Origin of the sequence: Actinoallomurus soli, from assembly GCF_024055715.1 — a bacterium.
Taxonomy (GTDB): domain Bacteria; phylum Actinomycetota; class Actinomycetes; order Streptosporangiales; family Streptosporangiaceae; genus Actinoallomurus; species Actinoallomurus soli.
Genome location: NZ_JAMXMV010000003.1, coordinates 557,748 through 583,138 on the forward strand (window position 1 = coordinate 557,748; position 25,391 = coordinate 583,138).

Below are 25,391 nucleotides of genomic sequence, written 5' to 3' on the forward strand. Positions count from 1 at the left end.
TCACTCCTTCACGGTGGCGGCGTCGTAGAGGGCGGGATCGACGTCGATGTCCATGTTGAGTTCGCAGCAGCGGTAGCAGATGGGCTGCAGCCCTTCGCGGATCATCTGCCGCATGCGGGTGTAGGTGTCGCCGTGGAACACCTCGCTCAGTGACCTGTCCCGGATGGAGCCCATGACGGTGTCGGCGAACGTGGTGCAGCTGACGACCTGGCCGTCGGGCAGCACGGTGGTCTGCGCCCAGAGCTTCACGCAGGTCGTCTCCCGTACGATCCGGCTCCAGTCCTTGGCGAAGAACCGGCTCTTCTCGCGGTTGCTGTAGCGGGTCGGCGCGACCAGCACGCGGACCCGGTCGGTGAGCCGGTCGGCCTCGTCGAGCAGCTCCTCCAGCCGTGCCGGGTCGATGTCCGCGTGCTGGTGCTCGTTGCAGTAGCCCGCCCAGGACATGAACGGCCGGCCGGTCACCGCCTCGAACGCGGCCCGCGACCCCTTGCCCTCCTCGCGGGTGAAGAAGCTCGACAGCCCGACGGTGATCTCCTCGACGCCGAGCTCCTCGCACAGGTGCACCATGTCGACCAGGTGCGTGTAGTTCATGCCGGTGACGACGAAGTTCAGGGCGATGTTCGGGCCGCGGCCGGCCCGTGCCTTGGCGTCCTGCAGCGCCTTGAGCCCGGCGACGGCCCGCTCGAAGGCCTTGCGGCCGCGGATCGGATCGTTGACCTCCGTGTTGGGGCCGTCGATGGAGATGTACACGTCGTCGATGCCGGCGGCCACGATGTCCTCGGCGAACCGCGGCAGCAGCGTGGCGTTGGTGCTCATGTCGAGGTTGCAGTCCGGCATCCGCGTCTTGGCGATGCGGATGAGCTCGACGACGTCGTCGTGCATGAGCGGCTCGCCGCCCATGATCGTCAGGTAGACCTTCTCGCTGTTGCCCTCGGCCAGCTCGTCGACCAGGGCCGTCCACATCTCGACGCTCATCTGGTCGCGCTTGACGTCGGCGAGCCATGTGCTCTCCGCCGCCGAGTCGCCGTACATCCAGCATTCCCGGCAGGTCAGGTTGCACGACCAGTTCACGAACACCGTGACGTGGCGCGGCACCACCGGGATCGTCGTCGGGATGACCGGCAGTGGCTGCATCACCATGGTTGGAACTCCATTCTGGGCAGCGGCGCGTCCGTGTTCCGGCCCGCCGGAGCGTGGTCCGGCAGGGCGTTCCGGCCCGCCGGAGCGTGGTCCGGCAGGGCGTTCCGGCCCGCCGGAGCGTTCTGGTCGACCTGGGCGCCGGCGAGGAACAGGGCGAGCCCTTGAGCGGCGGCCGCGGTGGCGGCCCAGAGCCGTTCGCCGCCCGCCGCGGACGTGTGCGCGGCGATGACCGGCAGGATGAGGTGCGGCTCCTGGGACGGGTAGCAGCGCGCTCCCGCCTCCCGCCGCGCGTGGCAGCCGGCGACGTCGACCAGCACCGGATGCCCGGTGTGCGGGCGGTGCACGCCGGCGGCGTAGGGCAGGTCCTCGTAGTAGATCAGCGCGCGGCCGGGCGCCTCGTCGGCGACCACGCGCTCCGCGGCCGACCGGGCGGCCCGGTGGTCGACGTGCCCGCCGACGGCCAGCGGCACGAGCAGCAGGTCGGGACGGACCGCGCGCAGCACCGAGGCGAGCGTCTCGGCCGTATCGGACACGATGTCCGGCTCGGGCGGCGCGCCCATCTCCGTGTCGTCGTCGTAGCCGCGCAGGCTCGCGTCGGGCAGGTCGGCGCCGAACAGGCGTGCGTCGGCGAAGGCCGCCCACGTGGCGTCCTCGACGGCGCGCACCGGGCCGGCCGCGCTCGTGCCGTGCGCCGGTGAGCCGGGCGCGTACGTCGTGCGGCCGAAGACCGTCAGCACTGACAGGGACGCCCCGGCGTCGGCGAGCCGCGCCACGGTGCCGCCCAGTGACCAGGCGATGTCGTCGGGGTGGGGGGACAGCAGGAGTACGTTCATCAGACGAACTCGTCCAGGAGTCGGTAGAAGTGGTCCTTGCCGGCGTCGTGGCGGGCGCCGTACCGCGCCAGGAGGCGCGCCACGGCCGCCCCGTCGCCGGGCGGCTGCTCGGCCACGTCGCGGGAGGCGATGGCCAGGTCCTTCCAGCGGTCGGCCACGCCGAGCCGTCCCACGTCGAGGATGCCGGTGAGCGTCAGCGTGTCCGGCGCGACGAGGAAGTTGTCCAGGCAGGGGTCCCCGTGGCACACGACCAGGTCCTCGGTCGCGGGCGGCGGCGTGGCGGTCAGCTCGTCGAGCAGCCGTCGCGCCGACCACCCGTGGTGCCGCGGGTCGAGGTCGTCGAGGTCGATCCAGCCCATCTCGGTCGCCAGCCGGGCCAGCGGCAGGGTCACCGCCAGCGTCCCGTCGAACGGGCAGTCGGCGACCGGCAGCTCGTGCAGGGCGCGGAGGGCGTCGGCGACGACGTCGAGCACCGCCTGCCGCTCGTGCGCCTCCCACCGCCCGGCCGCCGAGCGGCCCTCGACGGCCGTGGTGACCAGCCACATCAGGTCGTCGTCACCACCGACGTCGACCACCTCGGCCACCGGGAACCCCCGGGCGGCGAGCCACTGCAGGCGCTCGGCCTCGCCGCCGGGGTGGAACCGCAGGTCGTCGTCGCGCCGGGGCGGCGTCGTCTTGACGTAGAGCGCGTGGCGCCGGCCGTCGACCCGATGGATCACCGTGCCGTACGAGCGGCTCGCCACGTGCGTCCACGCACCCTGGAGCCCGAGCCGGCCGGCGAGCGCGGCCGGCTCCGGGGATGACCGGGGCATCTCAGCCGCAGGACGGGTCGAGGGCGCGCGCCAGCGACCGGTCGCGGTTCGCGATCGCGTGGACGGTCTCGTCGATGCGGCGCAGCGCCGCCTCGTCGTCCTCCAGCGCCCCGCCGAACGCCTCGGCGGCGAACTGGCGCATCCGCCACTCCGGCAGCGCGTCGAAGTCGAACGACGTGGTCTTGGCCACCTCGCGGGCGCCCTTCTCGAACGCCTCCAGCGCGTGGTCGACCTCGGCCTGCCCGTACGCCGCGGTCACCATGTGCGTGCCGCTGTCCTCGAAGTAGGCGCCGTGGTCGAAGGCGGCCCGGTAGATGTCCCACGACAGCTGCTCGGACGGCACGACGACGTCGAACATCATCGGCGGCCCGCTGACGAAGGCCGGGATGCCCACGTCCGCGAGGATGCCGCGCATCCCGTCGCGCAGCGCCGTACCCATCCGCTGGGTGTGCTCGTGCACCGAGCCGTCCTCGGTGACGTCGAGCACCGCCAGGGCGGCCGCCATCGGCGGCACCTCGCGGGTGTAGGTGCCGGCGACCCCGGCCTTGTCGTAGGCGTCGAGGATCTCGCGGCGCCCGACAACGGAGGAGATGGAGTGGCCGTTCCCCAGGCCCTTGCTCAGCGTGATCGCGTCGGCCGGCACCTGACCGGTGCCGTTGAGGCCACGGTGGCCCCACCGGAACCCGGTGATCACCTCGTCGATGATGAAGTACACGCCGTACTCGGCGCACAGCTGCGAGACGCGGCGGTAGTACTCCTCGTCGAACCACGCCGGCTCGGGCGTCACGATCACCGCGGCGATCTCGCCGGCGAACTCGTGCAGCAGCCGCCGCAGCGCCGTCTCGTTGTAGCCGTAGCAGGCGATGCGCGTGCCCGGGTCGAACCCGATGCTGAGGTAGTTGAGGTGCCAGTCGTACCAGCCGTGGTAGCCGGAGGTCACGATGATGTCCCGGCCGCTGGCGGCGCGCGCCATCCGGATGGCGGCCGTGGTCGCCTCGGAACCGCTCTTGTTGAACACCGCCTTCTCGCCGGCCGGGTAGCGCTCGCACAGCCGCTCGGCCAGCTCGATGCGCGGCAGCGAGATCGTGCTGGCGAACACCGTGCCGTGCTCGGCGATGCAGCGGGTGATCGCCTCCACCACGGCCGGGTGCCGGTTGCCCAGGAGCAGGGCGCCGCTGGCGGCGGTGACGTCCAGGATGCGCCGCCCCTCGACGTCCTCCATCCAGGATCCCTGGGCCTTCACGATGACCGAGGGGAACCGGGTGCCGATGTCGTACTGCTCGGCGGCGGTGACCCGCCGCGCCCGGTCGATGGTCTCCAGGTTGTTCACCATGGTCTGCGTGGCCCGGCTGTTCATACGGCCTCCCTCTCGGTCGCGGTCATGGCGTCGTCAAGCTCGTCGAGCACGGTCTTGCGGACGTCGTCGAAGACGCCGTCCACGTGGGTGTTGTCGAGGGCGAAGGCACAGCCGTCACCGAGGCCGCGCGGCAGCTGGTCGGAGCGGTACGCCACGCCGGTGTAGAGGCTCACCGCGGCGGCGAAGACGTCGCCGGTGAAGGTGCACACCTCGCCGGGGAGCCGCCGCGGGTCGATGCGCTGCGCCGCGTGGAAGCAGCCGTCCGGGTGCGCGTGCACGACGTTGCCGTCGATCGCCGCCGGCACGGCGGGGACCTCCAGCTCGCCGTTCGGCCCGAACAGGTCGCCGCTGTGGGCGACCAGCCGCCGCAACGCCTCGTCGAGGCCGGCCGCTCCGCGTTCGCGGCGCACGCGCGCGCCCTCCACCACGTAGTCCGGCCAGTGCGCCATGGCCTGCGTGATGACGACCGACCAGTACAGCTCGGCGGGAGACAGGTTGTCGGAGCCGATCGCGAAGTTGAACTGGTCGTACAGGGCCAGCTCGGTCTGCGGCGTGATGAGCCCGCTCGCGAGGCACTGCTGGAAGTCCGGCGAGCCCGGGATCGGATAGAACGGGTTGGTCCAGAAGCTGATGCCGGCGAGCATCAGGTTGATCGAGTCCCGCGCGACCTCGGCCGTGGTCTGCCCGAGCAGCCCCACGATGAGCGACGCGCCGACGTCGATGCCGTGGTCGGTGAACAGCCCGGCGCCGGCGTTCACCTTCTCCAGCGAGGTGAAGCCCTTGCGGATCTGCCGCAGCCGCTTGACGTCCGTGGTCTCCAGCCCCAGGAAGAGACTGGAGAAGCCGGCGGCGGCCATGTCGTCGACGAGCGGCTTGTCCAGCTTCACCACCGTCATGCCGTTGGGCAGGTGCAACTCCACGTCGAGGCCCCGGCGCGTGATGGCCTGGCAGATCTCGTGGACCCGCGGGATGTCGAAGGTGAAGTTGTCGTCCTCGATGAAGAACCGGCGGATGCCGTGCCGGGTCACGTAGTGCTCGATCTCGTCGACCACGTTCTCCGGCGTGCGGGCGCGGAACTTCTTGCCGACCGTGGCGTGCACGGTGCAGAACGAACAGGAGAACGGGCAGCCGCGGCTGGTGATGAGCGTCGCCGTCGCGTCGTAGCTCGTCATGTCGAGCAGGTCGACGGCCGGCAGTGCCAGGCCGTCGAGGTCCTGGAGGAACTCGGCGCGCGGCTGCAGGTGCACGCCCTTGGGACGCTCGCAGTCGCACAGCCCCGTGCCGCAGCGGAACGCGAGGCCGGGGACGCCCTCCAGGCTCCGTCCGGCGGCGAGCGCCTCGACGACCTCCACCACGTTGGCCTCCGCCTCGCCGAGGACCAGCGCGTCGAACGCCTCCTCGGCCAGCGCGTGCGGGTGCGCGACCGTCGGATGCTGCCCGCCGAGGATCACCTTCGCCTCCGGCAGGAGCCGCTTGGCGAGCCGGCCCAGCTCGTACGCGGGCTCGTAGTAGGGGGTGAACATGCACGACACCCCGACCACGTCGTAGCCGCGCCGCAGCTGCCGCTCGATGCGCTCCCAGTCGGCGCCCCAGTGCACCAGGTGGTCCCAGCGCGGGTGCGCCGCCACCTTCGCCCGGTCGGCGTCCGTGTACTGCTCCGGCGGTACGACGTGGTTGTCGTCGCTGAACGCCAGAGAGTCGAAGATGTCGACCTCCATACCGCTCTCCCGCAGCTGGGAGGCGAGGTAGGCGAGCCCGATCGGCATGTGCCGGCCGATCTCGATCATGCACGCGCGGATCGGCGGTTTGATCAGCAGTACCCGCGTCACGCCGGTGTCCGTCCTGGTCGACACACCTGCGGCCCCTTCCGACATCGGCTCTACCGTCCGGACGCGCCGCGGTGCGCCGCGTAGTACGTGCGCAGCGCGGCGTGGATGTGGTCGTCGGCGAAGATGAACATCTCCGGCGGCGGAACGAACTCGGGGTCGACCTCCTCCAGCGACCGGCCGAACGCGCTCCGGAAGTGCTGCTCGATCATCGGCGGCCAGTCGTCCGGCAACCGCCACTCGTGCTCGTATCCGCTGCCGAGGGTGTGCCGTACCGCCATCTCCAGGCACTCCTCGCGCGTCATCGACTGGATCGGCGGGCGCACCGGCGCGAAGACGTCCAGCTCCTTGTCGTGCGGCTCGCCGAGGATCCGCGCGGCCATCTCGGCGGCCAGCAGCGGCGACTGGTGCAGGCCGTCGCGGTACGTCCCCGTCATGAGCCACAGGCCGTCGACCCCGACCTCGCCCAGCAGCGGGAAGCCGTCCAGCGGTACCGGCCGGTTGCCGACCATGATCCGCTCGACCCAGCCGTTGACCAGGTCGTCGTGCATCTGGCTGGCCCCGCTGAGCAGCAGGTTCAGCTCGCCGATGGCGGCGGTCGTCCCGACCTGGGACTCCACCTCGTTGGTGGCGCCCAGATAGAGCACCCCGTCCTGGCGCGGCACCACGTGCAGGCCGCAGGCGAACGCCCGGTTGGGGGTACGGATCACGGTGCGGGGGATGGTGCCGTCCATCGTGCGGACCATGAGGGCCACGCCCCGGCCCGCGACGATCGCCGGGATCCGGTGGCGGATCTCCTCCGGCAGGCACTCCAGCAGCTTCGTGGTGGCCGCGCCGGTGGCGAGCGCGACGTGCCCGGCCGACAGGGTCGTCCCGGATTCGAACCGTACTCCGTCGGCCCGGCCGTCGGTCAGCCGCACCTCCGCGACGAGGTCGTCGACGAGCGTGCCGCCGTTGCGGGTGAACGCCGTGGACAGCGCCCGCAGCAGCGCCGGCGCGTCGACCGCGTGCTCGCCCGGGATGAACATGGCCTGCAGCGGCCGGGCGGTCGGCGCCGGGTGCAGCCACGGCACCTCGGCCGGGTCGAGGTCCTCGTAGGGCTCCTTGTACTCGTCGAGCGCCGAGCGGATGGCCCGGAAGCCCTCGGTGTCGATCTCGTGGATGCCGACGGTGTTCAGGATGACCACGGTGCCGTCGGCGGTACGGATCGCGGTCTCGTCGGACTCCTCCAGCAGACCCTCCTGCCAGGCGTCCCAGAGACCGGTGGCCTGGACGTCCATGGCCAGCTTCAGCCGGCCGTGCGGGCTGCGCAGCAGGTGCGGGGTCACCTCGCCGAAGCATCCGTTCATCGCGCCGGCGGCGGCGGACGCGGCGTACGGCCGGTCGGCCCGGCCGACCACCGCCACCCGCAGGCCTCGTCGGGCCAGGACGAGCCCGAGAGACAATCCGAGTGCGCCGTTGCCGGCGACGACGACGTCGTAATTCAGGGCAGCATCAACCACGTAAACACCATCTCGATCGCACGATTCCGTGTGGCCCGGCTCCGGTGGCAGTGGGAGTCAGGCCTTGCCGAGGCCAACCCACAGCGCGATGGCGCGCGTGGGCATGGTGAACCTGTCCTCAGGGATGGGCTCGAATACTTCGTGATGAAGTCGTTGAAACTCTGACTCGATCAGCACCCGCAGGTGCCGAGCGTCAAGAGAAATGCTCTTCCGGAATCAGTCTGGAATAAGCGGAATGAGATCGCGGAGTGCTCCCCGGCCGATCTTCTCCCCCATGGCGCTCCCCCATGATGTCTCGACCTGTTCGACCCTACTCTGCGATGCCGCCGCCGGGGTCCCCTTTCCCGTGGGCGGGGGGCCGAATGATGATCACCATAGCGCCGGAAGTTTTTGAAGGGAATACCCAATTACCTGGCAAAAAGCGGACATCGATGTCCGGCTGCGGTCCGGAGGCCGGGGCGGGACCGAGGGGTTCCGGCCGTGCCCGGAGGCGGTTTCGCGCACGCATGCGTCCGACCCCGCCGCCCGCTCCGGCACGCCGTCTGCGTCAGATGACGCAGAGGTCAGGCCCCCGATCGGCCGGCCCCGCTCCGCTCCACGCCACCGGCCGCCCTCGAAGCGAGATCGACGCGACCGTCCGCGGATCGACCGCGATCTGGGCAGGTCAATCCTGTCGAATCGACCGAATGAGCGATGTACGGCCGTTGTCCGCAGTTGATTCGGCATCCGATCGGCCGCTGAGCGGACACCGGAATCGGTCCTCCGTCGGCCGGCGGCCGGAGGCCTTCGGCACGTGCGTATTGGCAGCTCAGAACGGCTCGTCAGATGTCGCTCCGCACTACGGATGTAACGACAGGAATGCGTTCCGTACGGGCACCGGTTAATGTCCGGATGATTGCGCCGTGGCCGGTGCCCGTTGCGTCGGGCGCCGTTCTTCGAGTAGGAAGGGGCATATCGGGGGAACGGGGATCCAGACGTGAAATCTCAACCACTCGTGCGCGCGCAGCAGTGCGCACGTCGTTGCCCTGTGGACCCAGAACGTAATCGCAGACTCGACACGCTGCGGGCGTGTAGACAGGAGCGACGATGACCGCTGCCAATCCATCGGGTATGTCCAACTTCCGGTTGCCGGTGGACCGTCTCGCCCCGCACATCATGCAGGCGATGGAGGCCTTCGACGCGGCCGCCGACAAGGTGAGCCTCGACCAGCGACTGCTCGAACTGGTCCGTACGCGCGCGTCGCAGATCAACGCGTGCGCGTTCTGCGTCAACGCGCACACCCAGGCCGCCGCCGAGGCGGGCGCGACGCCCAAGCAGCTGGCGACGCTCACGACGTGGCGGGAGGCGCCGTTCTTCTCCGAACGCGAGCGCGCCGCGCTGCTGCTGACCGAGGCGGTCACCCTCATGAGCCAGGCGGCCGTCACCGACGAGGTGTGGGCCGAGGTCGGCGCGCACTTCACCGAGACGGAGCAGGCGGAGCTGCTGTGGTCGATCGCCGTCATCAACGTGTGGAACCGCATCGCCGGCACCGCGCACCCGTGGCCCGTGGCATGAGCAGCGCGAGCACCGCGATGAGCCCGGACAGCGAGCACCTGGCCGATGGGTACGCCTGACATGCGGGTCGGTCTGATCGGCGCCGGCCGGATCGGCGCGGTGCACGCCCGGTCGCTGGCCGAGGATCCGCGCGTCGGCCGGATCCACGTGGTCGACACCGACCCGGACCGCGCCCGTCAGGTGGCGGAGTCGATCGGCGGCCAGGTCGCCGACGGCGTCGACACACTCCTGGACACGGCACCGGACGCGGTCGTCGTCGCCACCCCGACGCGCACGCACGCCGACCTGGTCGTGCACTGCGCCGCCCGGGGCGTCCCGGTGCTGTGCGAGAAGCCCGTCTTCACCGATCCGGCGACCGCGCGCCGGGTCGCCGCGCAGGTCCGCGAGACCACCACACCGGTCTGTGTCGGGTTCCAGCGCCGCTTCGACCCCGGCTACCTGCGCGGTCACGACGCCGTGCGCTCCGGCGCCATCGGACGGCTGTGCCGCGTGCATCTGCTGACCGCCGACCCGGAGCCGCCGCCGGCGGCCTACGTCGCCGTCTCCGGCGGCATCCACCGCGACTGCCAGATCCACGACTTCGACGTGCTGCGCTGGGTCACCGGTCGCGAGGTCGTCGAGGTCTACGCGACCGGCGCCAACCGCGGCGCCGACTACATCGCCGCCGCGGGGGACGTCGACGAGGCCGCCGCCGTGCTCACCCTCGACGACGGCACGCTGGCCACGATGCAGGCGTCGCGCTACAACGGGGCGGGCTACGACGTACGGATGGAGCTGGCCGGCAGCCGCGCGACCGTGGCGGTCGGGCTCGACACCCGGGTGCCGCTGCGCTCGGCCGAGCCGGACGCGCCGCCGCTCGCCGAGGCGGCCTGGCCGGGATTCCTGGACCGGTTCGCCGCCGCCTACCGGGCGGAGGTGGCCGCCTTCCTCGGCCTGGTCGCGGCGCCGGACGCCGGCGGTCCCTCGGGGACGTCCGGTGGCCTCGCCGGACACGCCACCGTCGACGACGCGTTGCAGGCGCTGCTCATCGCCGAGGCGGCCTCGCTGTCCCGCCGCGAACGTCGCCCGGTCCGCCTGGCGGAGGTCGGCGCCGACACGGTGCCGGCCGGTACGGTGACCCGATGAGCGCGGCGAACCCGGCGGCCGAGCCCACCGGCACGACACCCGCCGAGACGGCACCCGTCGGCACGCCGCCCGCCGCGACCGCGTCCCCCGGCTCGGCGTCCACCGAGACCACACCCACCGGCGCGACACCCGGCGGCACCACGTCCACCGGCTCGGCGCCCGCCGACACCACGCTTGCCGGCACGACGCCGGCGGGCGGTGACCCGGCCGGTGGCCTGGCGCTGTCCGAGGACGCGGTCTTCGCCGACTTCGCCACGCGGGTACGGCTCGCCGGCGCGCACGTCGTGGAGATCGGGGGCTCGCTGTCGGAGGCCCACGCGGAGTCGCACGGTGTCGCGCGGTGGACGTCGGTGGACCCGAACCGCCCCGCCGGGACCGGCCCGTCCGGCCGCACCGAGGTGGTACGGGCACGGGCGGAGGACATGCCGCTGCCCGACGCGTGCGCCGACGCCGTGTTCTCCAGCAACGCCTTCCAGTTCATCGACGTCACCGCGACGTTGGCCCAGGTGCGCCGGGTGCTCCGGCCGGGCGGCATCCTCTACGGGCACTTCGGCCCGATCTGGAGCGCCGTCGACGGCCACCAGCTCGAGTACGTCTCGTACGAGGGCCGCGACCTGGTCTTCTGGAAGGACACGCTGTTGCCGCCGTGGGCGCACCTGGCCTACGACCGGACGCAGCTGCGGCGGCTGCTGGGCACCGCGCTGCCGGACGACCTCGCCGACCTGCTGGTGTGGCATGTGTACGACAGCCCCACGGTGAACCGGCTGTTCTTCGAGGACTACGTCGAGGCCGCCCTCCACAGCGGACTCGACCTGGTGGAGCTGCGCGCCTCGCACCATCTCGACTACGAGCTGCGGCTGCCCGCGTTCGACCCGGGACACCTGCGCCACGTGACGCCGGCCGAGCTGGCGGCCGGCTGGACCGCCCGGCGCGGCCGGCCCACCCGGGTCGGGGCCCGGGACGTCCTGCTGGTGCTCCGCCGGCCCGCCGAATAAGCGGTGCGCTCGCTCCACGAAAGCCGCGCGTTCCCGGCCGTGCGCGGTCAGGCGCTCATCCTGACGGCCCGCGGCCGGGCGGTGGTCCCGACCGGACACGGCCGGGCGGTGGTCCCGACCGGACACGGCCGGGCGGTAGTCCTGACCGGACACGGCCGGGCGGTGGTCCTGACCGGACACGGCCGGGCGCAGCCGCTCCTCCAGCGCCGCGACCCGGGCCGGATCGCCCAGGGCGTGCATGCAGAAGGTGCAGATGTTGGAGAACCTCTCCTCGTTCAGCGGCTGGAACAGCGGGTGCTCCCGGACCATCGTGCGGAAGTAGATCGGCGATTCCGGGTCGTAGAACGCGCGGACCAGCTGCTCCCGCCGGTCGCGCTCCGCCGCGTCGGAGGCGGCGGAGCGGATCGAGCCGAGGAAGACCGGCGTGCGCTTCATCTGGTCGGCGCCGATGTCGAGCTGGCAGCAGGCGTACACGTCGCCGGTGGCGTGGAGCGTGGTCGTGAGGTCGTCGCACTCGGAGAGCTCCTCGACCCGGTGGCCCCGCCAGACCTGCAGCATCTCCCGCGCGCGCCCCCGGTCCAGCAGCTCCAGCACGACGTAGGGCTCACCGGCCGCGGCGAGCGCGGCGATGATCTCGTCGTCCCGCTCCCGGTAGTGGGAGCGGCAGAACTGGATCTCCGTCGCCAGCCCGAAGGAGCGCGCGGTGCGCGCCGCGGTGATCGGCCGCTCCACCGGGAAGTACTTCATGTGGTAGATGTCGGCGCTCAAAGCGAGACCCGAGATGCCGGCCTCCACGAATGGCGCGAGCTTTTCTCTCGCCAATTGGTCCGACCGCGCCCAGAATGCGTTCGACTCGACGTCGACGACGTAACCCAGCTGCCGCGCCCAGGTGATCACCTCGCACATTTCGCGGGGGTACAAGAACACTTCACCGCCACTGAACGTGACGTGCCGGCGACCGTTCTCCCATGCCTCGGAAAGAGCCGCCCGCACCTCCTCCGTATCGAGTCGTTCCCGCCGGTGCGGGCTCGACTCCACGATGCAGTGGTCGCAGGCGATGTTGCAGGTCAGCGTGAAGTTGATGCACAGACGTTGGTGGCTCGGGAAACGATCCCAGATTGGCACGCCCTCGGCGGTCACAGCGTCTCCTTCGCGGGGATTCACCGGGTCTGGCGGGCCGTTCTCCGGCAGTACTCCGGTGGCCGGAAACCCGCGTCCCCCGTCCGGCGCGAAGTTTTGCCGACCACGGCCCCGGCTCGCCCCATTAATGGGGCGGCTTATTGCATGGTCTCGCGAGGAGGAGTCGGTGTCCAGAGTGTCCGCCCGCCCGAGCCGGGGAAAAGTGATTCCCGGAGCGCTCATCGATGGCGCGGGCGTATGCGATTGCCGCCCGGCAGAGGCACGTTATCGCTGCGCTATGCTCGACGGTGTGTCTGAGAATCTGTCCGGTTTGACGCTGCTCGGCTCGCAGGTACGGGGCCCCGTCGAGCACGTGGAGTCCTTCCCGGCGCCACAGCACTGCACGAAGGTGCGGTTCACCACGGACGAGGTGGCCTCGCTGTGCCCCGTGACCGGCCAGCCCGACCTCTCCAGCGTCGAGATCGAGTACGTGCCGCGTGAGCGCTGCATCGAGTCCAAGTCGCTCAAGCTCTACCTGTGGTCCTTCCGGGACCGGGCGGTGTTCGCCGAGGCGCTCGCCGTGGAGATCGCCACGGAGGTGAAGCGGGCGACCGACCCGGTGTCCGTTCGTGTCGTGATCACCCAGCACGCGCGGGGCGGCATCGTGACCGAAGCCACCGCCGAGCTGTAGGCGGCGCCCGTGGCACGTGCCCGCGGCGCGCCCGCGGCCAACACCCTGCGGGTGCCGATCGACGCCCCGACGAGCCTGCGGACCCGGCGGGGTGAGCTGACCCTGCCGGTGTTCGTACCCGACGCGACGCGCGCCGTGGTGCGCGGGGTGCCCACCGACCGGCTGTCCGACGCGCACGTCTCCGCGCTGCTGGTGAGCACCGCGCACCTGGCGACGCAGCCGGGCGCCTCGGTCGTCGGCGCGCTCGGCGGGGTGCACCGGTTCATGGGCTGGTCCGGCCCGATGATCTCCGACTCCGGCGGCTTCCAGGCGTTCTCGCTGCTCTCGAGCCAGCAGGGGCTGGCGGAGGTGACCGACGCGGGCCTGACCTACCGGTTCTCCACGAAGCAGAAGTACCGCCAGCTCACCCCGCAGAGCTGCATCCAGACGCAGCTGCGTCTCGGCGCGGACATCGTCTACTGCCTGGACTACTGCACCAGCCCGTCCGCGCCGGCCGAGGAGCAGCGGCGCAGCGTCGAGCTGACGCTGCGGTGGGCGGCCGAGTGCCGCGAGGCGTTCGACCGGCTGGTCGCCGACCGCCCGGTGGAGGACCGCCCGCTGCTCTTCGCCGTCGTCCAGGGCGGGCCCGACGAGGAGCTCCGCGCCCGGTGCGCGGAGGCGCTGGTCGACATCGGCTTCGACGGGTACGGCTTCGGCGGGTACCCGATCGCGGACGGCCGCCTGGTCGACGAGGTCCGCCTGGTCGGCGAGCTGCTGCCGGCGGGTACGCCGCTGCACGGGCTCGGCATCGGCACCCCGGAGAACCTCATCGAGTCGTGGCAGTCGGGGTACGGCATCTTCGACTGCACGCTGCCGACCCGCAACGCCCGCCGCGGCGTGCTCTACACCCGCCTCGACGTCGACGCCATCGGCAGTGGCCGGCCGTACCGCATCGCGCGGCTGAACGACGAGCGCTGGGTGCGGGAGAAGGGCCCCATCGACCCGGACTGCGACTGCCCGATGTGCACGACGCTGCCGGGCGGCACCGTGGCGCACCTGTTCCGCATCGAGGACGCGCTGGCCGGGACCCTCGCGTCACTGCACAACCTGCGCTTCTACACGCGGCTGACCGAGGCGCTGCACCGGCTGGGCGCCGAGGCATGAGCGACGGCACCAGGGTGGGCGGGCGGCCTTCGCGCGGCCGGCCGTCCCGCCCTGACGCCGACCTCATGGTGCGACGGCTCAGCGCCGCCGCGAAGTACTCCGCCGTCCACCCGGACACGATCGCGGACGTCGTGCGGCACGAGGCGGAGCACGCGGCGAACGACGCCGACCTGGAACGGCGGGCGAGGCTGCGCCTGCACAAGGTCGTCGCCGACTACCTGCTCAGCGCCCGCCCGGCGCGGCTGCTGCGCGGGCTGGACGAGGCCGTCGCGGACGGGCCGGACGCCGTACGGGCCTGGTGCCGCGACGTCCTGACCCGGCACTTCTCCACGGCCGAGCGGCTGCCCGACCTCGACGAGTTCTATCCGGCGATCGTCTCGCTGACCGGCCCGCCGGCGAGCGTGGCCGACCTGGCCTGCGCGCTGAACCCCTTCACGTTGCCGTGGCTGCGCGACGTCACCGACGCGCCGTACGTCGGCTACGACTTCAACCGGGCACTCGTCGCGGCGACCGGCGCGTTCGCCGAGCGGGTCGACCGGGCGGCCGAGGTACGCCACTGCGACGTGCTGCTCTCGCCGGAGCCGATCAAGGCCGACGTGGCGCTGCTGCTCAAGACGTACCACTGCGTGGAGGACCGGCTGTCCGGCGCGGGGCTGCGCCTCGTGGCCGAGGTCGCGGCCGATCAGGTGGTCGTCTCCTTCCCGTTGCGCGCGATGAACGGCCGGGCCGCGGTGTTCACCCGCCCGCACATCGACGCGTTGTCACGCCTCGCCGACGAGCGGGGCTGGGCGGTGCGCCGGGCCCGGCTGAGCACCGAGGAGCTCGTGGTCATCGACAAGGAGCACGATGGCGCGCAGTAGTGGAACACAGGCCGACCTGGCCGCCGAGGTCGCCCGGCAGGTGCTCGCCGCGGCGAAGTACCGCAATCTGGACCCGGCGTTCGTCGATCGCCTGGCGCAAGAGGCGGCGCAGCGCTTCCGCGACCGCAACCAGGCGGTCAAGTACGCCAAGCGCAAGCTGCACCAGGCGTTCGGAGCGTTCGTGACGGGCACGCCGGCGCGGGCGGTCGCCGACTGCGTCGCGAAGATCGCGGCTGGGGCCGATCCGCGGGAGGCGGGCCGGGAGGCGATGCGCGCGCACGCCTCCTCGGCCGAGCGGGTCGACTGGCTGGAGCCGTTCTACGAGCGGGTCGCCGAGTGGTGCGGTACGCCCTCCTCCGTGATCGACCTCGCCTGCGGGCTCAACCCGCTGGCCATGCCGTGGATGGCGCTCGCCCCCGACGCCGGCTACGCCTGCTACGACGTCGACCGTACGCTGGCCGAGGCGCTGCCCGGGCTCGGCACCGTGTTCCCGGTCCGGGTCAGCGCCGGTGCCGCCGACCTGGTGGGGGCCCCGCTGTCGGCCCAGGCCGACGTCGCGCTCGTCCTGAAGACCCTCACCACCGTCGAGCAGCAGCGCACCGGTGCCGCGCAGCGGCTCATCGCCGCGCTCGACTGCCGTCACATCGTGGTGAGCCTGCCCCGGCGCAGCCTGTCCGGGAAGCGCAACTACGCCGACGACGCCGACGCGATCGTCCGCCGGGCGGTCGAGGGCACCGGATACGAGGTCGTGGACGAGGCCGCGTTCGGCGACGAGGCGCTGTACCACCTCGTGCCGGTGGCCGGCGGCGCCGCGCCCGCAGGCGCGGCCGAGGGCGCCGCGAACACGGCGGGTGAGGAGACCTCGCCGGGCGGGCCGCCGACACCGCCGGCGGACGGAACCGACGCGACGCAGCCGCCGAACCGTACGGCCCCGGCCCGATCGGCGGACGCGACGAACACGGCGCAGGCGGCGGACCGGACGGACCCCGCCCGGCCGGCGGACGAGATCCGCCGGGCGGGACCGGCCGCCGAAACGGCCCCGGCGGGGCCGACCGGCGAGACGGACCGGACGCAACCGGCGGGCGAGACGGGCTCGGCCCGGACGGCGGGCGAGACGGATCCCGCGGGTGGTGTGCTCACCCTCGTGGGGACACCCATCGGAAACCTCGGGGACCTGACCGACGGGGCGCTGGCGGCGCTGCGCCGCGCCGACGTGGTCTGCGCCGAGGACACCCGCCGTACGCGCAAGCTGCTGAGCGCCTATGACCTGCACCCGGCGCAGCTGGTCTCGGTGCGCAAGCACAACGAGGAGCGCTCCGGCGCCTGGGTGATGGCCCGGCTGCGCGAGGGCCGGCAGGTGGCGATGGTCAGCGACGCGGGCATGCCGATGCTGTCCGACCCGGGCGAGCGGCTGGCCCGGCACGTTCTCGACGCCGGGGGTGAGCTGCGCGTGGCGCCGGGCCCGGACGCGGCGACCACCGCGCTGATGCTGTCCGGGCTGCCCGCCGCGCGGTGGTGCTTCGAGGGATTCCTGCCCGCCAAGGGCGGCGAGCGGACCCGGCGGCTCGCGGCGGTGGCCGCCGAGCGGCGTACGACGGTGCTGTTCGAGGCGCCGCACCGGCTGCTGCGCACGCTCGGCGACCTCGTCTCCGCCGCCGGCGGGGAGCGTCCCGCCGCGGTGCTGAACGACCTCACCAAGCTGTACGAGCGGGCCTGGCGCGGCAGCCTGGGTCAGGTCCGCGACGCGGTCGCCGAGCAGGAGCCGCGCGGCGAGTTCGTCATCGTTCTCGGCGGCGCGCCGGAGCGGTCCGCGGTGACGGCGGCGGGATAGCCGGCGGCGGGGTGGCTCACTCGCCCCGGTAGACGCAGCCGGACGTGCACGTCTCGTGCACCGCGACCGCCGACAGCGGCAGGGTGTCGCCGAGCCGGTCCCAGATCCAGCGGGCCAGCACCTCGCTGGTCGGGTTCTCCAGCCCCGGCACCTCGTTGAGGTAGTAGTGGTCGAGCCGATCGAGCAGCGGCTGGAACGCCTTCTTCACGTCGCCGAAGTCCATCACCCACCCGGTGACGGGATCGACGTCGCCGCGCACGTGAACGGTGACGCGGTAGGAGTGGCCGTGCAGGCGGCTGCACTTGTGGCCGGGCGGCACGTTCGGCAGCCGGTGGGCAGCCTCGAACGTGAACTCGCGGAAGATTTCCATGTCAGGCGATCCCAATGTACTTGTGCGTCTGCAGGCTCAACCGCCACTGCGGATGCCGCAGGCAGTACTCGACGGCCGCGCTGGTGTTGGCGTCGCGGTCCGGGCCGTCCATCGGCTGGATGAGGAAGTGGTCGAAGGCCAGCCGCTCGAAGCGCTCCGGCGGCGCGGTCTCCTGGGGGTACACCAGCTTGAGCTCGTTGCCGCTGGTGAGGACCAGCTCGGTGTTCGCCTTCGGGCTCACGCAGATCCAGTCGAGCCCCTCGGGCGCCGGCCGGGTGCCGTTGGTCTCGACCGCGACCTCGAACCCCTCGGCGTGCAGGGCGTCGACGGCCTCCCGGTCCAGTTGCAGCAGCGGCTCACCGCCGGTGCACACGACGTACGGCCGGCTGAGCGGGTGCGCCGCCCCGCGCCACATCTTGGCGACGGCGGCGGCCAGCTCGGCGGCGGTACGGAACCGCCCGCCCCCGGGCCCGTCGGTGCCGACGAAGTCGGTGTCGCAGAACTGGCAGATCGCGCGGTGCCGGTCCTTCTCTCGGCCCGTCCACAGGTTGCAGCTGGTGAACCGGCAGAACACCGCCGCCCGCCCGGCCTGCATCCCTTCGCCCTGCAGGGTGTAGAAGATCTCCTTGATCCGGTACACCGTCGTCTAGCCGACTTTCGCGGTGAGTGACGGATCGGTCATGCCCAGCTCCGCGAACCCGCGGTTGCGCAGCAGGCAGGAGTCGCACGTGCCGCACGGCCGGCCGTCGACCGGGTCGTAGCAGCTGTGGCTGAGGGAGTAGTCGACGCCGAGCTCCAGGCCCCGCGCGATCGTCTGGGCCTTGCTGAGGTCGATCAGCGGGGTGTGGATGCGCAGCCGCTGGCGGCCCTCCACGCCGGCCTTGGTGGCGAGGTTGGCCATCCGCTCGAACGCCTCGATGTACTCGGGCCGGCAGTCGGGGTAGCCGCTGTAGTCCACGGCGCTGACGCCGAGGAAGACGTCCTGCGCGCCGAGCGTCTCGGCCCAGGCGAGCGCGAAGGACAGGAAGATGGTGTTGCGGGCCGGCACGTACGTGACCGGGATCTCCTCGCTCAGATCCTCGGTGCTGTCGTGGTGCGGCACGCCGATCGTGTCGTCGGTGAGCGCCGAGCCGCCGAACGTCCGCAGATCGATGTCGGCGATGACGTGCCGGCGGGCGCCCAGGGACTCGGCGACCGCCCGTGCCGCCTCGAGTTCGACGCTGTGCCGCTGTCCGTAGCGGAAGCTCAGAGCGTAGGGCTCGTAGCCCTCGGCGACCGCGATCGCGAGCACTGTCGCGGAGTCCAAGCCCCCGCTGAGCAGGATGACGGCCTTCGGCTTCGCAGCCCCGTCGCCCGTCGTTGTGTCCAGGGTCCTTGGCGAATTCACTATTCCAATCTTACACCGCCCCTTTTACCACCCGGCCGGTTTGCGGCCCCACCGAAACCCGGGGTGACCGGACACACCGGCCCCCGGGGCCGCCGTGACCATCCGGGGGGAGAAGCCGCCTGCCGGTACACGGGCCCGCGCCGGTCTCGACCGGTGAGCGCGATCATCGGCAGCCGACGTGGTGGGGTCCCGGCGCCGGTGCGGCGCCGGGATTCCCAGGGTTCGACGATGGGCCGCTACCGGGCCGGCGTGATCTGCGGGGACGGCTCCCGGCCGGGAGTGGCCTGCCGGGGCTCCCGGGCGGGGGTGTCCGCGGGGCGGGTCAGCGGGCCGGAGCGCAGCAGCGCGCCGCAGATGACGGCGCCGGCGGCGAAGATGCCGGCGCACCACCAGAACACCGTGGTGTAGCCGTGGATCGCCGCGAGCCGGAGCACCTGCGGGGTCGGCCGCCCGTGCAGGTGGTCGGCCAGGTAGCCGGTGGTGGCGCCGGCCGCGATGGTGTTGAGCAGCGCGGTGCCGATCGAGCCGCCGAGCTGCTGCCCGGTGTTGATGCTCGCCGAGGCCACCCCGGCGTCGCGCGGTGCCACGCCGAAGGTGCCCGTGGCGGCCACCATGCCGAAGATGAGACCCATGCCGGCACCGGTGACCATGAGCGGCCCGAGCAGCGCGGACGCGTAGCCCGAGTGCGCGCCGATCCTCGTGAGCCAGACCATGCCGGCCGCGTTGAGCAGCATGCCGGCGATGACCATCGGCTTGGGCCCGATCCGCGGCATCAGCCGGGTGTTGCCCAGGTTGGCCATGAGGCCGCTGAGCGCCACCATCGGCAGCATGGCAAGGCCCGAGGTGACCGCCGAGTACCCGAGGGTCACCTGCATGTAGTACACGAGGAACAGGAAGACGCCGAACGTACCGGCCCCGCTGATCAGGACGGTGAGGTACGCGCCGGCGCGGTTGCGGTCGAGCACGACGCGGGGTGGCAGCAGCGGCTGCGCGGCGCGCGACTGCCAGGCGGCGAAGACGATCAGCAGCGCGATGCCGGCCACGAGGAAGCCCCAGGCCGAGGGCGTGTGCCAGCCGTGCGAGGCGGCGTTGGAGAAGCCGTAGACCAGGCAGAACATCCCGCCGGACACCGCCACCACGCCCGGGACGTCCAGCCGGCCGCCCGGCGTCCGCTGCTGCCGGCCCACCAGCAGCACGCCTCCGGTGATCGCGATCGCCGCGAAGACCAGGTTGACGTACATGCACCACCGCCAGGACAGGTAGGAGGTCAGCGCGCCGCCGAGCAGCAGTCCCAGGCCCCCGCCGGCGGCCGCGACCGCGCCGTACACGCCGAACGCCTTGGCCCGCTCCTTCGGGTCCTTGAAGGTCGTGGCCAGCAGCGACAGGGCGGACGGCGCCAGCAGGGCGCCGAAGACCCCCTGGCAGGCGCGCGCCGTCACCAGCATCGAGAAGTCGACCGAGGCACCGCCGACGGCGGAGGCGGCCGCGAAGCCGACGAGTCCGGTCAGGAAGGTCACCTTGCGGCCGATCAGGTCGGCCAGCCGCCCGCAGAACAGCAGCAGGCCGCCGAACGACAATGCGTACGCGGTCACGACCCACTGCCGGTCGGCGGCCGTGAACTTCAGCGCGCGCTGCGCCGACGGCAGCGCGAGGTTCATCACGGTCAGGTCGAGGACGACCATGAGCTGAGCGGCGGCGATGACGGCCAGGATCAGCCACCGTCTCGGATCTGCGGCCGTCGTCCCGGCCGCCTCGGGACCCGGCCCGGGTGCCGGGACCGCACTGCGTGCTGCCACGATCATCTCCTTGTCACGTCGAGCGCATCGAGGTGCCCGGTGCGGTCACCACGCCGGTGATGACCTCGCCGGGCCTCCTCGCTCGCGGGATGGCGGTGCGTCTCTGCAAGTCCGACGACACGGCCCGCCGGAATGTCAGGAGGCGCGGCGGCCTGACGATTCGACGCGCTATCTCGTCGGACCGGTGAGGGCAGATCGACCCAAGGAGCATCCGGAACCATGACCGACCACTCAGAGACCGGGCACGACCGGTCCGACGCGGGCCTGAGCGGGATCATCAGCGAGCGGCGTCAACTGATCAATCTCGCCTACCGGCTCCTCGGCTCCCTGGCCGAGGCGGAGGACGCCGTCCAGGAGACCTACGCCCGCTGGTACGCCATGTCCCGGCAGCAGCAGGACGCCATCGCCTCGCCCGGCGCCTGGCTGACGAGGGTCGCCAGCCGCATCTGCCTGGACCTGCTCGGCTCGGCGCGGGCCCGGCGCGAGCGCTACGTGGGTGAGTGGATCCCCGAGCCGCTGCCCGGCCGAACCGAATGGATCAGCGTACGGCCGGGCACCGCGACCGCCGACCCGGCCGACCCTGCCGACCGGGTCACCCTGGACGAGTCGGTCAGCATGGCCTTCCTCGTCGCGCTCGAGGCGATGACCCCGGCCCAGCGCGTCGCGCTCATCCTGCACGACGTCTTCGGCTACTCCTTCGCCGAGATCGCCGACATCACCGGCCGCACCCCGGCGGCCTGCCGTGAACTGGCCTCCTCGGCCCGCCGCCGCGTCCGTGCCTCCGGGCGGCCCGCGGCTCCGGCCACCCACCAGGCCGGCCTGGTCAGGGACTTCAAGCAGGCGTGGGAGGCCCGGGACATCGACGCCCTCGTCGGCCTCCTCGACCCCAGTGCCACCTTCACCGCGGACGGCGGCGGCCAGGTCCTGACCGTGCTCGAGCCGATCGAGGGCGGCGAGCAGATCGCGCACGCCTGCGCCACCATCGCGAGCCGGGCGACCGGCCTGACGCTCGTGGAACGCACCGTCAACGGCCAGCCCGGCCTGGTCGCCCAGCAGAACGGCGTCATCGTCACGGTGTACGCGTTCGAGGTCGCGGAGGGGCGGATCAAGCACATCTGGGCGGTGCGCAACCCCGACAAACTCCGGCCCTGGATCACGGACTGACGCGCGCCGACGCTGCGCTCAGGGCTCTTCGCGTCAGACGGTCCCGTGGATCACGCGTCAGGAGGAGTAGGTGGTCGTGCAGACGGTGCCGTTGAGCGTGAAGGAGGCCGGTGACGGGTCCGGACCGGACTGGTCTCCCACGAATCCGGTGGTCACGGTGTTGCCGGCGCCCGCCGCGAGGTAGGCGTCGGAGCCGGCCGGGGTGACGATGACGTGCCGGCCGTCTTGCGAATAGTCACCGTTCCAGGTGCTGCCCGAGACCGACTCGGTGTCGGTGGGGAAGGTGAACGCCAGCGTCCACCCGGTGATGGGGTCGGGCCCGGTGTTCGTGATGCTGATGTTCGCCACGAAGCCGCTGCCCCAGCTCGTGGCGACGTCGTAGGTCACGGCACAGGTGCTCGTGCCGGGCGTGCCGGTGATGAACCTGACCGGCGGTGAGGGCATCGACAGGTGGCCCTTCTGGTCCACGGCCAGCACGTTGAGCGTGTACGAGGTGCCGGGTCGCAGGTTCCGCACGGTGAACGAGGTGGAGGTCGACTCCCCGAGCAGCTCACTGTCGGTGCCGAACTGCCGGTAGACCTCATAGCGGGTGACGTCACCGCCGGCGACCGGCTGCCAGGAGATCGTCGCGCCGTCCGCCGTGACGTCGGTCGCCACCGGGTCGCCGGGCGCGGCCGACGTGGTGCCGATCGGGTTGTCCGGTGAGGGGGTCAGCTTGAGCGTCACGATCGAGTACGGCGGGATCACCTGCGTGGTCGCGGTGCCCTCGCGCGCGGTGGTGATGGAGGTGGCCTCGGCGCCGTAGGTGTAGACGGTCGGGGTGTCGCCGCCGGGGGTCCAGCCGGCGTAGTCGAGGTCGACGGTGCGGGCGTGGTCGGGGTCCTTGTTGACGAGTTCGACGCTGAGGCCGCCGTCGGCGTTGCGGGCCGCGTGCGCGGAGACCAGCGGGTCGTCCGTACCGGCCCTGATCAGCGTGTCGCCGGGTCGGGCGACCCTGCTCAGCATCTGGATGCCGTAGTACGCGGGGAACGGCGTGTTCAGCGGGGGTTCGCAGACTCCGTCGCCGTTGCACTGGCCGCTGGACAGCAGGCCCCCGTCTCCGTAGTCCGTGGCCCCGTCGGGTGCGGTGGTGACGTTGCCCATGCCGTTCCGGGTGTCCCAGTAGTCCACGGTGAAGGCGCCGTTCTCGAGCGCGGTGAAGTAGACGTCGGCGTTGTAGAGCGCGCCGGGCTGGGTGTCGGCCTGATAGGTGTTCTCCGTCTCGGTCACCGCGATGCCGAGGTGCCGCCCGTTCGGCCCGGCGTACTGGTCGATCTCCTGCCGTACCTGCGCGAGCTGGGCGGGCAGCAGCTGCGTCTGCCGCAGGGAGTCGGCGGCCGAGGTGGGGCCGTTCGGGTAGTAGTGCACGATCACGAAGTCGGCGTACGAGCCGACGATCGGCAGGACCGTCTGGTTCCAGTCGCCGCCGTCTCCGGAGGCCACGCTGCCGTCCGGCCAGCCGCCCGGCAGCGTGAGCACCGCACCGATCTTGATCGTGGGGTCGACCGCCTTCATCGCCTTGGCGTACTCCACGAGGTTGTGCGCGTACGCGGCCGGGCTCTTGTCGGCGTGGTCGTCCAGTTCCCAGTCGGCACCGTAGTGGCCGTTGCCGTAGAGCTCGTTGCCGATCTCCCAGTACTTCACGCCGTAGCCCTTGGTGACGTTGGCGTACCTGACCCACCCGGCCGCCTCCTGCGGCGTTCCGGTGCCGTAGTTGGCGATGAGGATGGCCTGCGCGTCCATCGCCTTGACCGTGCCCATGAAGGAGTCGAAGTCCGTTCCCGGCGCCACGTATCCGCCGCCGGAGACGGTGTTGGTCTGCCAGTGGTAGCCGTCGCCGTACGAGCCGCCGGGATAACGCATCATCCGCACGCCGGCCTGTCCGAGGAGCTTCGCCGTCGCCGGGGAGTTCATCTGCCCGTCCCAGACCGCCTGGTTCGCGCCGTAGGCCGTGTCGGGCACGGTGCCCAGGCCCTCGCGGGCGTTGACCGTGACGTTCACGGCCGGGGTCGCGGCCCGCGCCGTCGTACCGGCCGTCGCGCCGCAGGTGAGGGCCGCGGCCACGGTCAGGGCCATGCTCGCGGCGAGCCGCCGCGGCCGTACGCCGCCACGCGGAATGGGCAGGTTCACGGGGGTCTCGCTTTCTACGTCCACGGTCAGCAGGGGTCGGTCTGGGTGAGCAGGCCGAGCCTCCACGGGATCTGCGAGTAGGGCACGTTGGTGCTCCCCGGGTCGACGCCCTGGTAGAAGAACTGCAGGTGGCAGGGGTCGATCTGGAGGTTCTGGTCGTATCCGGTGCGGATCAGCTCCCCGTGGCTGATGTCATCGGTCCACTGGCCGCCGGGGAAGGTGGTGTTGACGGCGCCGGCGAACGGGCTCGTGCTCGATGCCGGGTACGGCGTCCACGAGCCGGCCAGACTGTCCGACGTCCAGGCCCGGTAGACCCGGTGGCCGCCGGAGTCGAACCCCTCCACCAGCATCAGGTAGGTGTTCGATCCCTTGACCTTGTACACCGCGGTGCCCTCGAACACGTTGCCCGCGTTGTCGTCGTGCAGCACCACCGTCGTGTTGCCGAACCCGTTGGGGAAGTTCGCGAGCGTGGTCTGGGACCGGAAGATGTCGCCCGCGTCGTCGGCGCCGAACAGGTAGCAGTTCGCCGTGTCGCAGATGACGAAGAAGTCCAGCCAGCCCTTCCCGCGCTGGGTCACCACCGGCGGGTCACCGGCGAAGAAGTTCGTCGGCGTGCTCCACGTCTGTGGCCGGGTCGGATCGTTCGTGGTCGAGTACGCGGGCGGGCCCTGCTGGAACACCAGGAACCACGTGTTCTTCGGCGCGAAGTAGAACAGCTGGGGTGCGGCCATGTAGCGGGTGCCGATGCTGGAGTTGTCGCTCAGGTGGTACTGGGGTGCCGACGCCGCCTGGGAGAAGTCGGAGAAGTGCGTGTACTCCACGCTCCAGGCGCCGGAGGTGTCGGCGGTCGTCGCGTACACCAGCCACTGCCCGTTGTAGCGCACGATGCTCGGGTCCTTCACCGACACGATGTCGTGCCCCGACACGGGCTTCGCGCTCATCAGCGGGCCCTGGTCCGTCCAGTGCAGGCTCGACGGCAGTCCCCCGCCGGGCCGAGGCGTCGGCGTCGGCGTGGGAGTCGGCGTCGGCGTCGGCGTCGGCGAGGTCGTCGTGCCGCCGGTGCAGGTGACGCCGTTCATGGCGAAACTCGCCGGCACCGGGTTGCCGCCGGTCCACGACCCGTTGAAGCCGAAGCTCGTGCTGCTCCCGGTGGCCAGCGAGCCGTTGTAGGAGACGTTCTCGGCGGTGACGTTCGGCCCGCTCTGGGTCACGGCGGCGTTCCACGCCTGCGTGACCTGCTGGCCGGCGGCGAACGACCACGTCACCGTCCAGTTCGAGACCGGATCTCCCAGGTTGGTCAGCGCCACGTTCGCCCCGAAGCCGCCCGCCCACTGACTGCTGACCGAGTACGTCACCGCACAACCGGAGGCCGCCCGCGCGGGCGTGAGCGCCACGGCGCCGGCGGACACGGCGACGGCCAGCGGTACGGCCGCCGAAAGGAACGAACGGATCCGCGATCGTCGCATCGCCTCTCCCACTTCGTCGTCTCGCTCGTCGCCGATGGCGGCACCGCCAGCCGTCCGGTGCGGACGGTGCGGACGGTGCAAGCGAATGTCGAACCGCTTCGAAAGGGTTCGCCGGGATGCTATGACCGGGGTTCGAGGGGGTCAACGTCCGCCCGCATGCCACCGACGGCCGCGCCGCGCAGGCCGAGTTCGCCCTGGTCGGAGGGCCATTCGCGGCAACCGGGCATCCTGCGGCCTTTCACCGGCTTTCA

General features: G+C 71.8%; 21 protein-coding genes and 1 pseudogene. 9 read left to right on the forward strand and 13 right to left on the reverse strand.

The window, feature by feature from the left end; all coding sequences use genetic code 11:
* The 6 genes from NDW01_RS11695 to NDW01_RS11720 are packed head-to-tail and all read right to left on the reverse strand — an operon-like array spanning window position 1 to window position 7,470.
* The gene (locus tag NDW01_RS11695) at window positions 1-1,140 is read right to left on the reverse strand and encodes a radical SAM protein (protein ID WP_252819751.1); all 1,140 of its coding nucleotides are present in this window, start codon (window positions 1,138-1,140) and stop codon (window positions 1-3) included.
* On the reverse strand, window positions 1,134-1,973 hold the full coding sequence (locus tag NDW01_RS11700) for a PIG-L deacetylase family protein (protein WP_252819753.1): 840 nt from the start codon (window positions 1,971-1,973) through the stop codon (window positions 1,134-1,136). Before NDW01_RS11700 ends, NDW01_RS11695 begins: the two co-directional genes overlap by 7 nt.
* The gene (locus NDW01_RS11705) at window positions 1,973-2,785 is read right to left on the reverse strand and encodes an APH(3') family aminoglycoside O-phosphotransferase (RefSeq protein ID WP_252819755.1); all 813 of its coding nucleotides are present in this window, start codon (window positions 2,783-2,785) and stop codon (window positions 1,973-1,975) included. The genes NDW01_RS11700 and NDW01_RS11705 overlap by 1 nt, the downstream gene beginning before the upstream one ends.
* A 1-nt stretch (window position 2,786) precedes the next feature.
* A complete protein-coding gene (locus NDW01_RS11710) occupies window positions 2,787-4,142 on the reverse strand; it encodes an aminotransferase class III-fold pyridoxal phosphate-dependent enzyme (RefSeq protein WP_252819757.1) in 1,356 nt (451 codons plus the stop codon).
* A complete protein-coding gene (locus tag NDW01_RS11715; RefSeq protein WP_252819758.1) occupies window positions 4,139-5,995 on the reverse strand; it encodes a B12-binding domain-containing radical SAM protein in 1,857 nt (618 codons plus the stop codon). Before NDW01_RS11715 ends, NDW01_RS11710 begins: the two co-directional genes overlap by 4 nt.
* Window positions 5,996-6,021: 26 nt before the next feature.
* Window positions 6,022-7,470: an NAD(P)/FAD-dependent oxidoreductase gene (locus NDW01_RS11720; protein WP_252819761.1), complete on the reverse strand. Its 1,449-nt coding sequence runs from the start codon at window positions 7,468-7,470 to the stop codon at window positions 6,022-6,024.
* A 1,086-nt stretch (window positions 7,471-8,556) separates the two neighbouring features.
* Between NDW01_RS11720 and NDW01_RS11725 the strand changes: the two genes are divergently transcribed.
* The 4 genes from NDW01_RS11725 to NDW01_RS11740 all read left to right on the forward strand — a co-directional run bounded on the left by NDW01_RS11725 (window position 8,557) and on the right by NDW01_RS11740 (window position 11,745).
* Window positions 8,557-9,024: a carboxymuconolactone decarboxylase family protein gene (locus NDW01_RS11725; RefSeq protein ID WP_252819763.1), complete on the forward strand. Its 468-nt coding sequence runs from the start codon at window positions 8,557-8,559 to the stop codon at window positions 9,022-9,024.
* A gap of 60 nt (window positions 9,025-9,084) precedes the next feature.
* Window positions 9,085-10,149, forward strand: a complete 1,065-nt coding sequence (locus NDW01_RS11730) for a Gfo/Idh/MocA family oxidoreductase (protein WP_252819861.1) — start codon at window positions 9,085-9,087, stop codon at window positions 10,147-10,149.
* A complete protein-coding gene (locus NDW01_RS11735) occupies window positions 10,146-11,144 on the forward strand; it encodes a class I SAM-dependent methyltransferase (protein ID WP_252819765.1) in 999 nt (332 codons plus the stop codon). Before NDW01_RS11730 ends, NDW01_RS11735 begins: the two co-directional genes overlap by 4 nt.
* A gap of 424 nt (window positions 11,145-11,568) precedes the next feature.
* Window positions 11,569-11,745, forward strand: coding sequence for a hypothetical protein (locus NDW01_RS11740; protein WP_252819766.1), 177 nt, complete (start codon window positions 11,569-11,571; stop codon window positions 11,743-11,745).
* A gap of 125 nt (window positions 11,746-11,870) precedes the next feature.
* On the opposite strand, the pseudogene NDW01_RS44320 reads toward NDW01_RS11740, so the two are convergent.
* Window positions 11,871-12,506 (reverse strand): annotated as a pseudogene (locus tag NDW01_RS44320) (radical SAM protein); the annotation flags it as partial.
* A gap of 67 nt (window positions 12,507-12,573) precedes the next feature.
* On the opposite strand from NDW01_RS44320, the gene queF reads away from it, so the two are divergent.
* The 4 genes from queF to rsmI all read left to right on the forward strand — a co-directional run bounded on the left by queF (window position 12,574) and on the right by rsmI (window position 16,788).
* Window positions 12,574-12,954 carry a preQ(1) synthase gene (queF, locus tag NDW01_RS11745; RefSeq protein WP_252786302.1) on the forward strand — a complete coding sequence of 127 codons (381 nt, stop codon included), beginning with the start codon at window positions 12,574-12,576 and terminating at the stop codon, window positions 12,952-12,954.
* A 9-nt stretch (window positions 12,955-12,963) separates the two neighbouring features.
* Window positions 12,964-14,097 carry a tRNA-ribosyltransferase family protein gene (locus tag NDW01_RS11750; protein ID WP_252819768.1) on the forward strand — a complete coding sequence of 378 codons (1,134 nt, stop codon included), beginning with the start codon at window positions 12,964-12,966 and terminating at the stop codon, window positions 14,095-14,097.
* 65 nt (window positions 14,098-14,162) lie between these two features.
* On the forward strand, window positions 14,163-14,957 hold the full coding sequence (locus tag NDW01_RS11755; protein WP_252819771.1) for a class I SAM-dependent methyltransferase: 795 nt from the start codon (window positions 14,163-14,165) through the stop codon (window positions 14,955-14,957).
* Entirely contained in the window at window positions 14,944-16,788 is a 1,845-nt protein-coding gene (gene rsmI, locus NDW01_RS11760) for a 16S rRNA (cytidine(1402)-2'-O)-methyltransferase (RefSeq protein ID WP_252819773.1), read from the forward strand. The genes NDW01_RS11755 and rsmI overlap by 14 nt, the downstream gene beginning before the upstream one ends.
* A 16-nt stretch (window positions 16,789-16,804) precedes the next feature.
* Here rsmI and queD read toward each other — a convergent pair whose 3' ends face one another.
* From queD to NDW01_RS11780, 4 genes are all read right to left on the reverse strand, one after another.
* Window positions 16,805-17,158, reverse strand: a complete 354-nt coding sequence (gene queD, locus NDW01_RS11765) for a 6-carboxytetrahydropterin synthase QueD (RefSeq protein ID WP_252819776.1) — start codon at window positions 17,156-17,158, stop codon at window positions 16,805-16,807.
* 1 nt (window position 17,159) lies between these two features.
* Entirely contained in the window at window positions 17,160-17,798 is a 639-nt protein-coding gene (queE, locus tag NDW01_RS11770; RefSeq protein WP_252786310.1) for a 7-carboxy-7-deazaguanine synthase, read from the reverse strand.
* 6 nt (window positions 17,799-17,804) lie between these two features.
* Entirely contained in the window at window positions 17,805-18,545 is a 741-nt protein-coding gene (gene queC / locus NDW01_RS11775; protein WP_252819778.1) for a 7-cyano-7-deazaguanine synthase QueC, read from the reverse strand.
* A 236-nt stretch (window positions 18,546-18,781) separates the two neighbouring features.
* Complete coding sequence (locus NDW01_RS11780) at window positions 18,782-20,341, reverse strand: MFS transporter (protein ID WP_252819779.1); 1,560 nt, start codon at window positions 20,339-20,341, stop codon at window positions 18,782-18,784.
* A 219-nt stretch (window positions 20,342-20,560) separates the two neighbouring features.
* On the opposite strand from NDW01_RS11780, the gene sigJ reads away from it, so the two are divergent.
* Entirely contained in the window at window positions 20,561-21,505 is a 945-nt protein-coding gene (gene sigJ, locus NDW01_RS11785; protein ID WP_252819786.1) for an RNA polymerase sigma factor SigJ, read from the forward strand.
* Window positions 21,506-21,562: 57 nt separating this feature from the next.
* On the opposite strand, the gene NDW01_RS43760 is transcribed toward sigJ, so the two are convergent.
* Both NDW01_RS43760 and NDW01_RS11795 read right to left on the reverse strand, forming a co-directional pair.
* Entirely contained in the window at window positions 21,563-23,698 is a 2,136-nt protein-coding gene (locus NDW01_RS43760) for a cellulose binding domain-containing protein (protein WP_252819789.1), read from the reverse strand.
* A 2-nt stretch (window positions 23,699-23,700) separates the two neighbouring features.
* Window positions 23,701-25,140 carry a non-reducing end alpha-L-arabinofuranosidase family hydrolase gene (locus tag NDW01_RS11795; protein WP_252819791.1) on the reverse strand — a complete coding sequence of 480 codons (1,440 nt, stop codon included), beginning with the start codon at window positions 25,138-25,140 and terminating at the stop codon, window positions 23,701-23,703.
* Window positions 25,141-25,391: the final 251 nt, after the last annotated feature.

Excerpts from the sequence above, each read along its gene's own strand:
- NDW01_RS11695 (WP_252819751.1), bottom strand. The coding sequence starts at position 1,140 with ATGGTGATGCAGCCACTGCCGGTCATCCCGACGACGATCCCGGTGGTG.
- NDW01_RS11700 (WP_252819753.1), bottom strand. The coding sequence starts at position 1,973 with ATGAACGTACTCCTGCTGTCCCCCCACCCCGACGACATCGCCTGGTCA.
- NDW01_RS11705 (WP_252819755.1), bottom strand. The coding sequence starts at position 2,785 with ATGCCCCGGTCATCCCCGGAGCCGGCCGCGCTCGCCGGCCGGCTCGGG.
- NDW01_RS11710 (WP_252819757.1), bottom strand. The coding sequence starts at position 4,142 with ATGAACAGCCGGGCCACGCAGACCATGGTGAACAACCTGGAGACCATC.
- NDW01_RS11725 (WP_252819763.1), top strand. The coding sequence starts at position 8,557 with ATGACCGCTGCCAATCCATCGGGTATGTCCAACTTCCGGTTGCCGGTG.
- NDW01_RS11730 (WP_252819861.1), top strand. The coding sequence starts at position 9,085 with ATGCGGGTCGGTCTGATCGGCGCCGGCCGGATCGGCGCGGTGCACGCC.
- NDW01_RS11735 (WP_252819765.1), top strand. The coding sequence starts at position 10,146 with ATGAGCGCGGCGAACCCGGCGGCCGAGCCCACCGGCACGACACCCGCC.
- NDW01_RS11755 (WP_252819771.1), top strand. The coding sequence starts at position 14,163 with ATGGTGCGACGGCTCAGCGCCGCCGCGAAGTACTCCGCCGTCCACCCG.
- rsmI (WP_252819773.1), top strand. The coding sequence starts at position 14,944 with ATGGCGCGCAGTAGTGGAACACAGGCCGACCTGGCCGCCGAGGTCGCC.
- queD (WP_252819776.1), bottom strand. The coding sequence starts at position 17,158 with ATGGAAATCTTCCGCGAGTTCACGTTCGAGGCTGCCCACCGGCTGCCG.
- sigJ (WP_252819786.1), top strand. The coding sequence starts at position 20,561 with ATGACCGACCACTCAGAGACCGGGCACGACCGGTCCGACGCGGGCCTG.
- NDW01_RS11795 (WP_252819791.1), bottom strand. The coding sequence starts at position 25,140 with ATGCGACGATCGCGGATCCGTTCGTTCCTTTCGGCGGCCGTACCGCTG.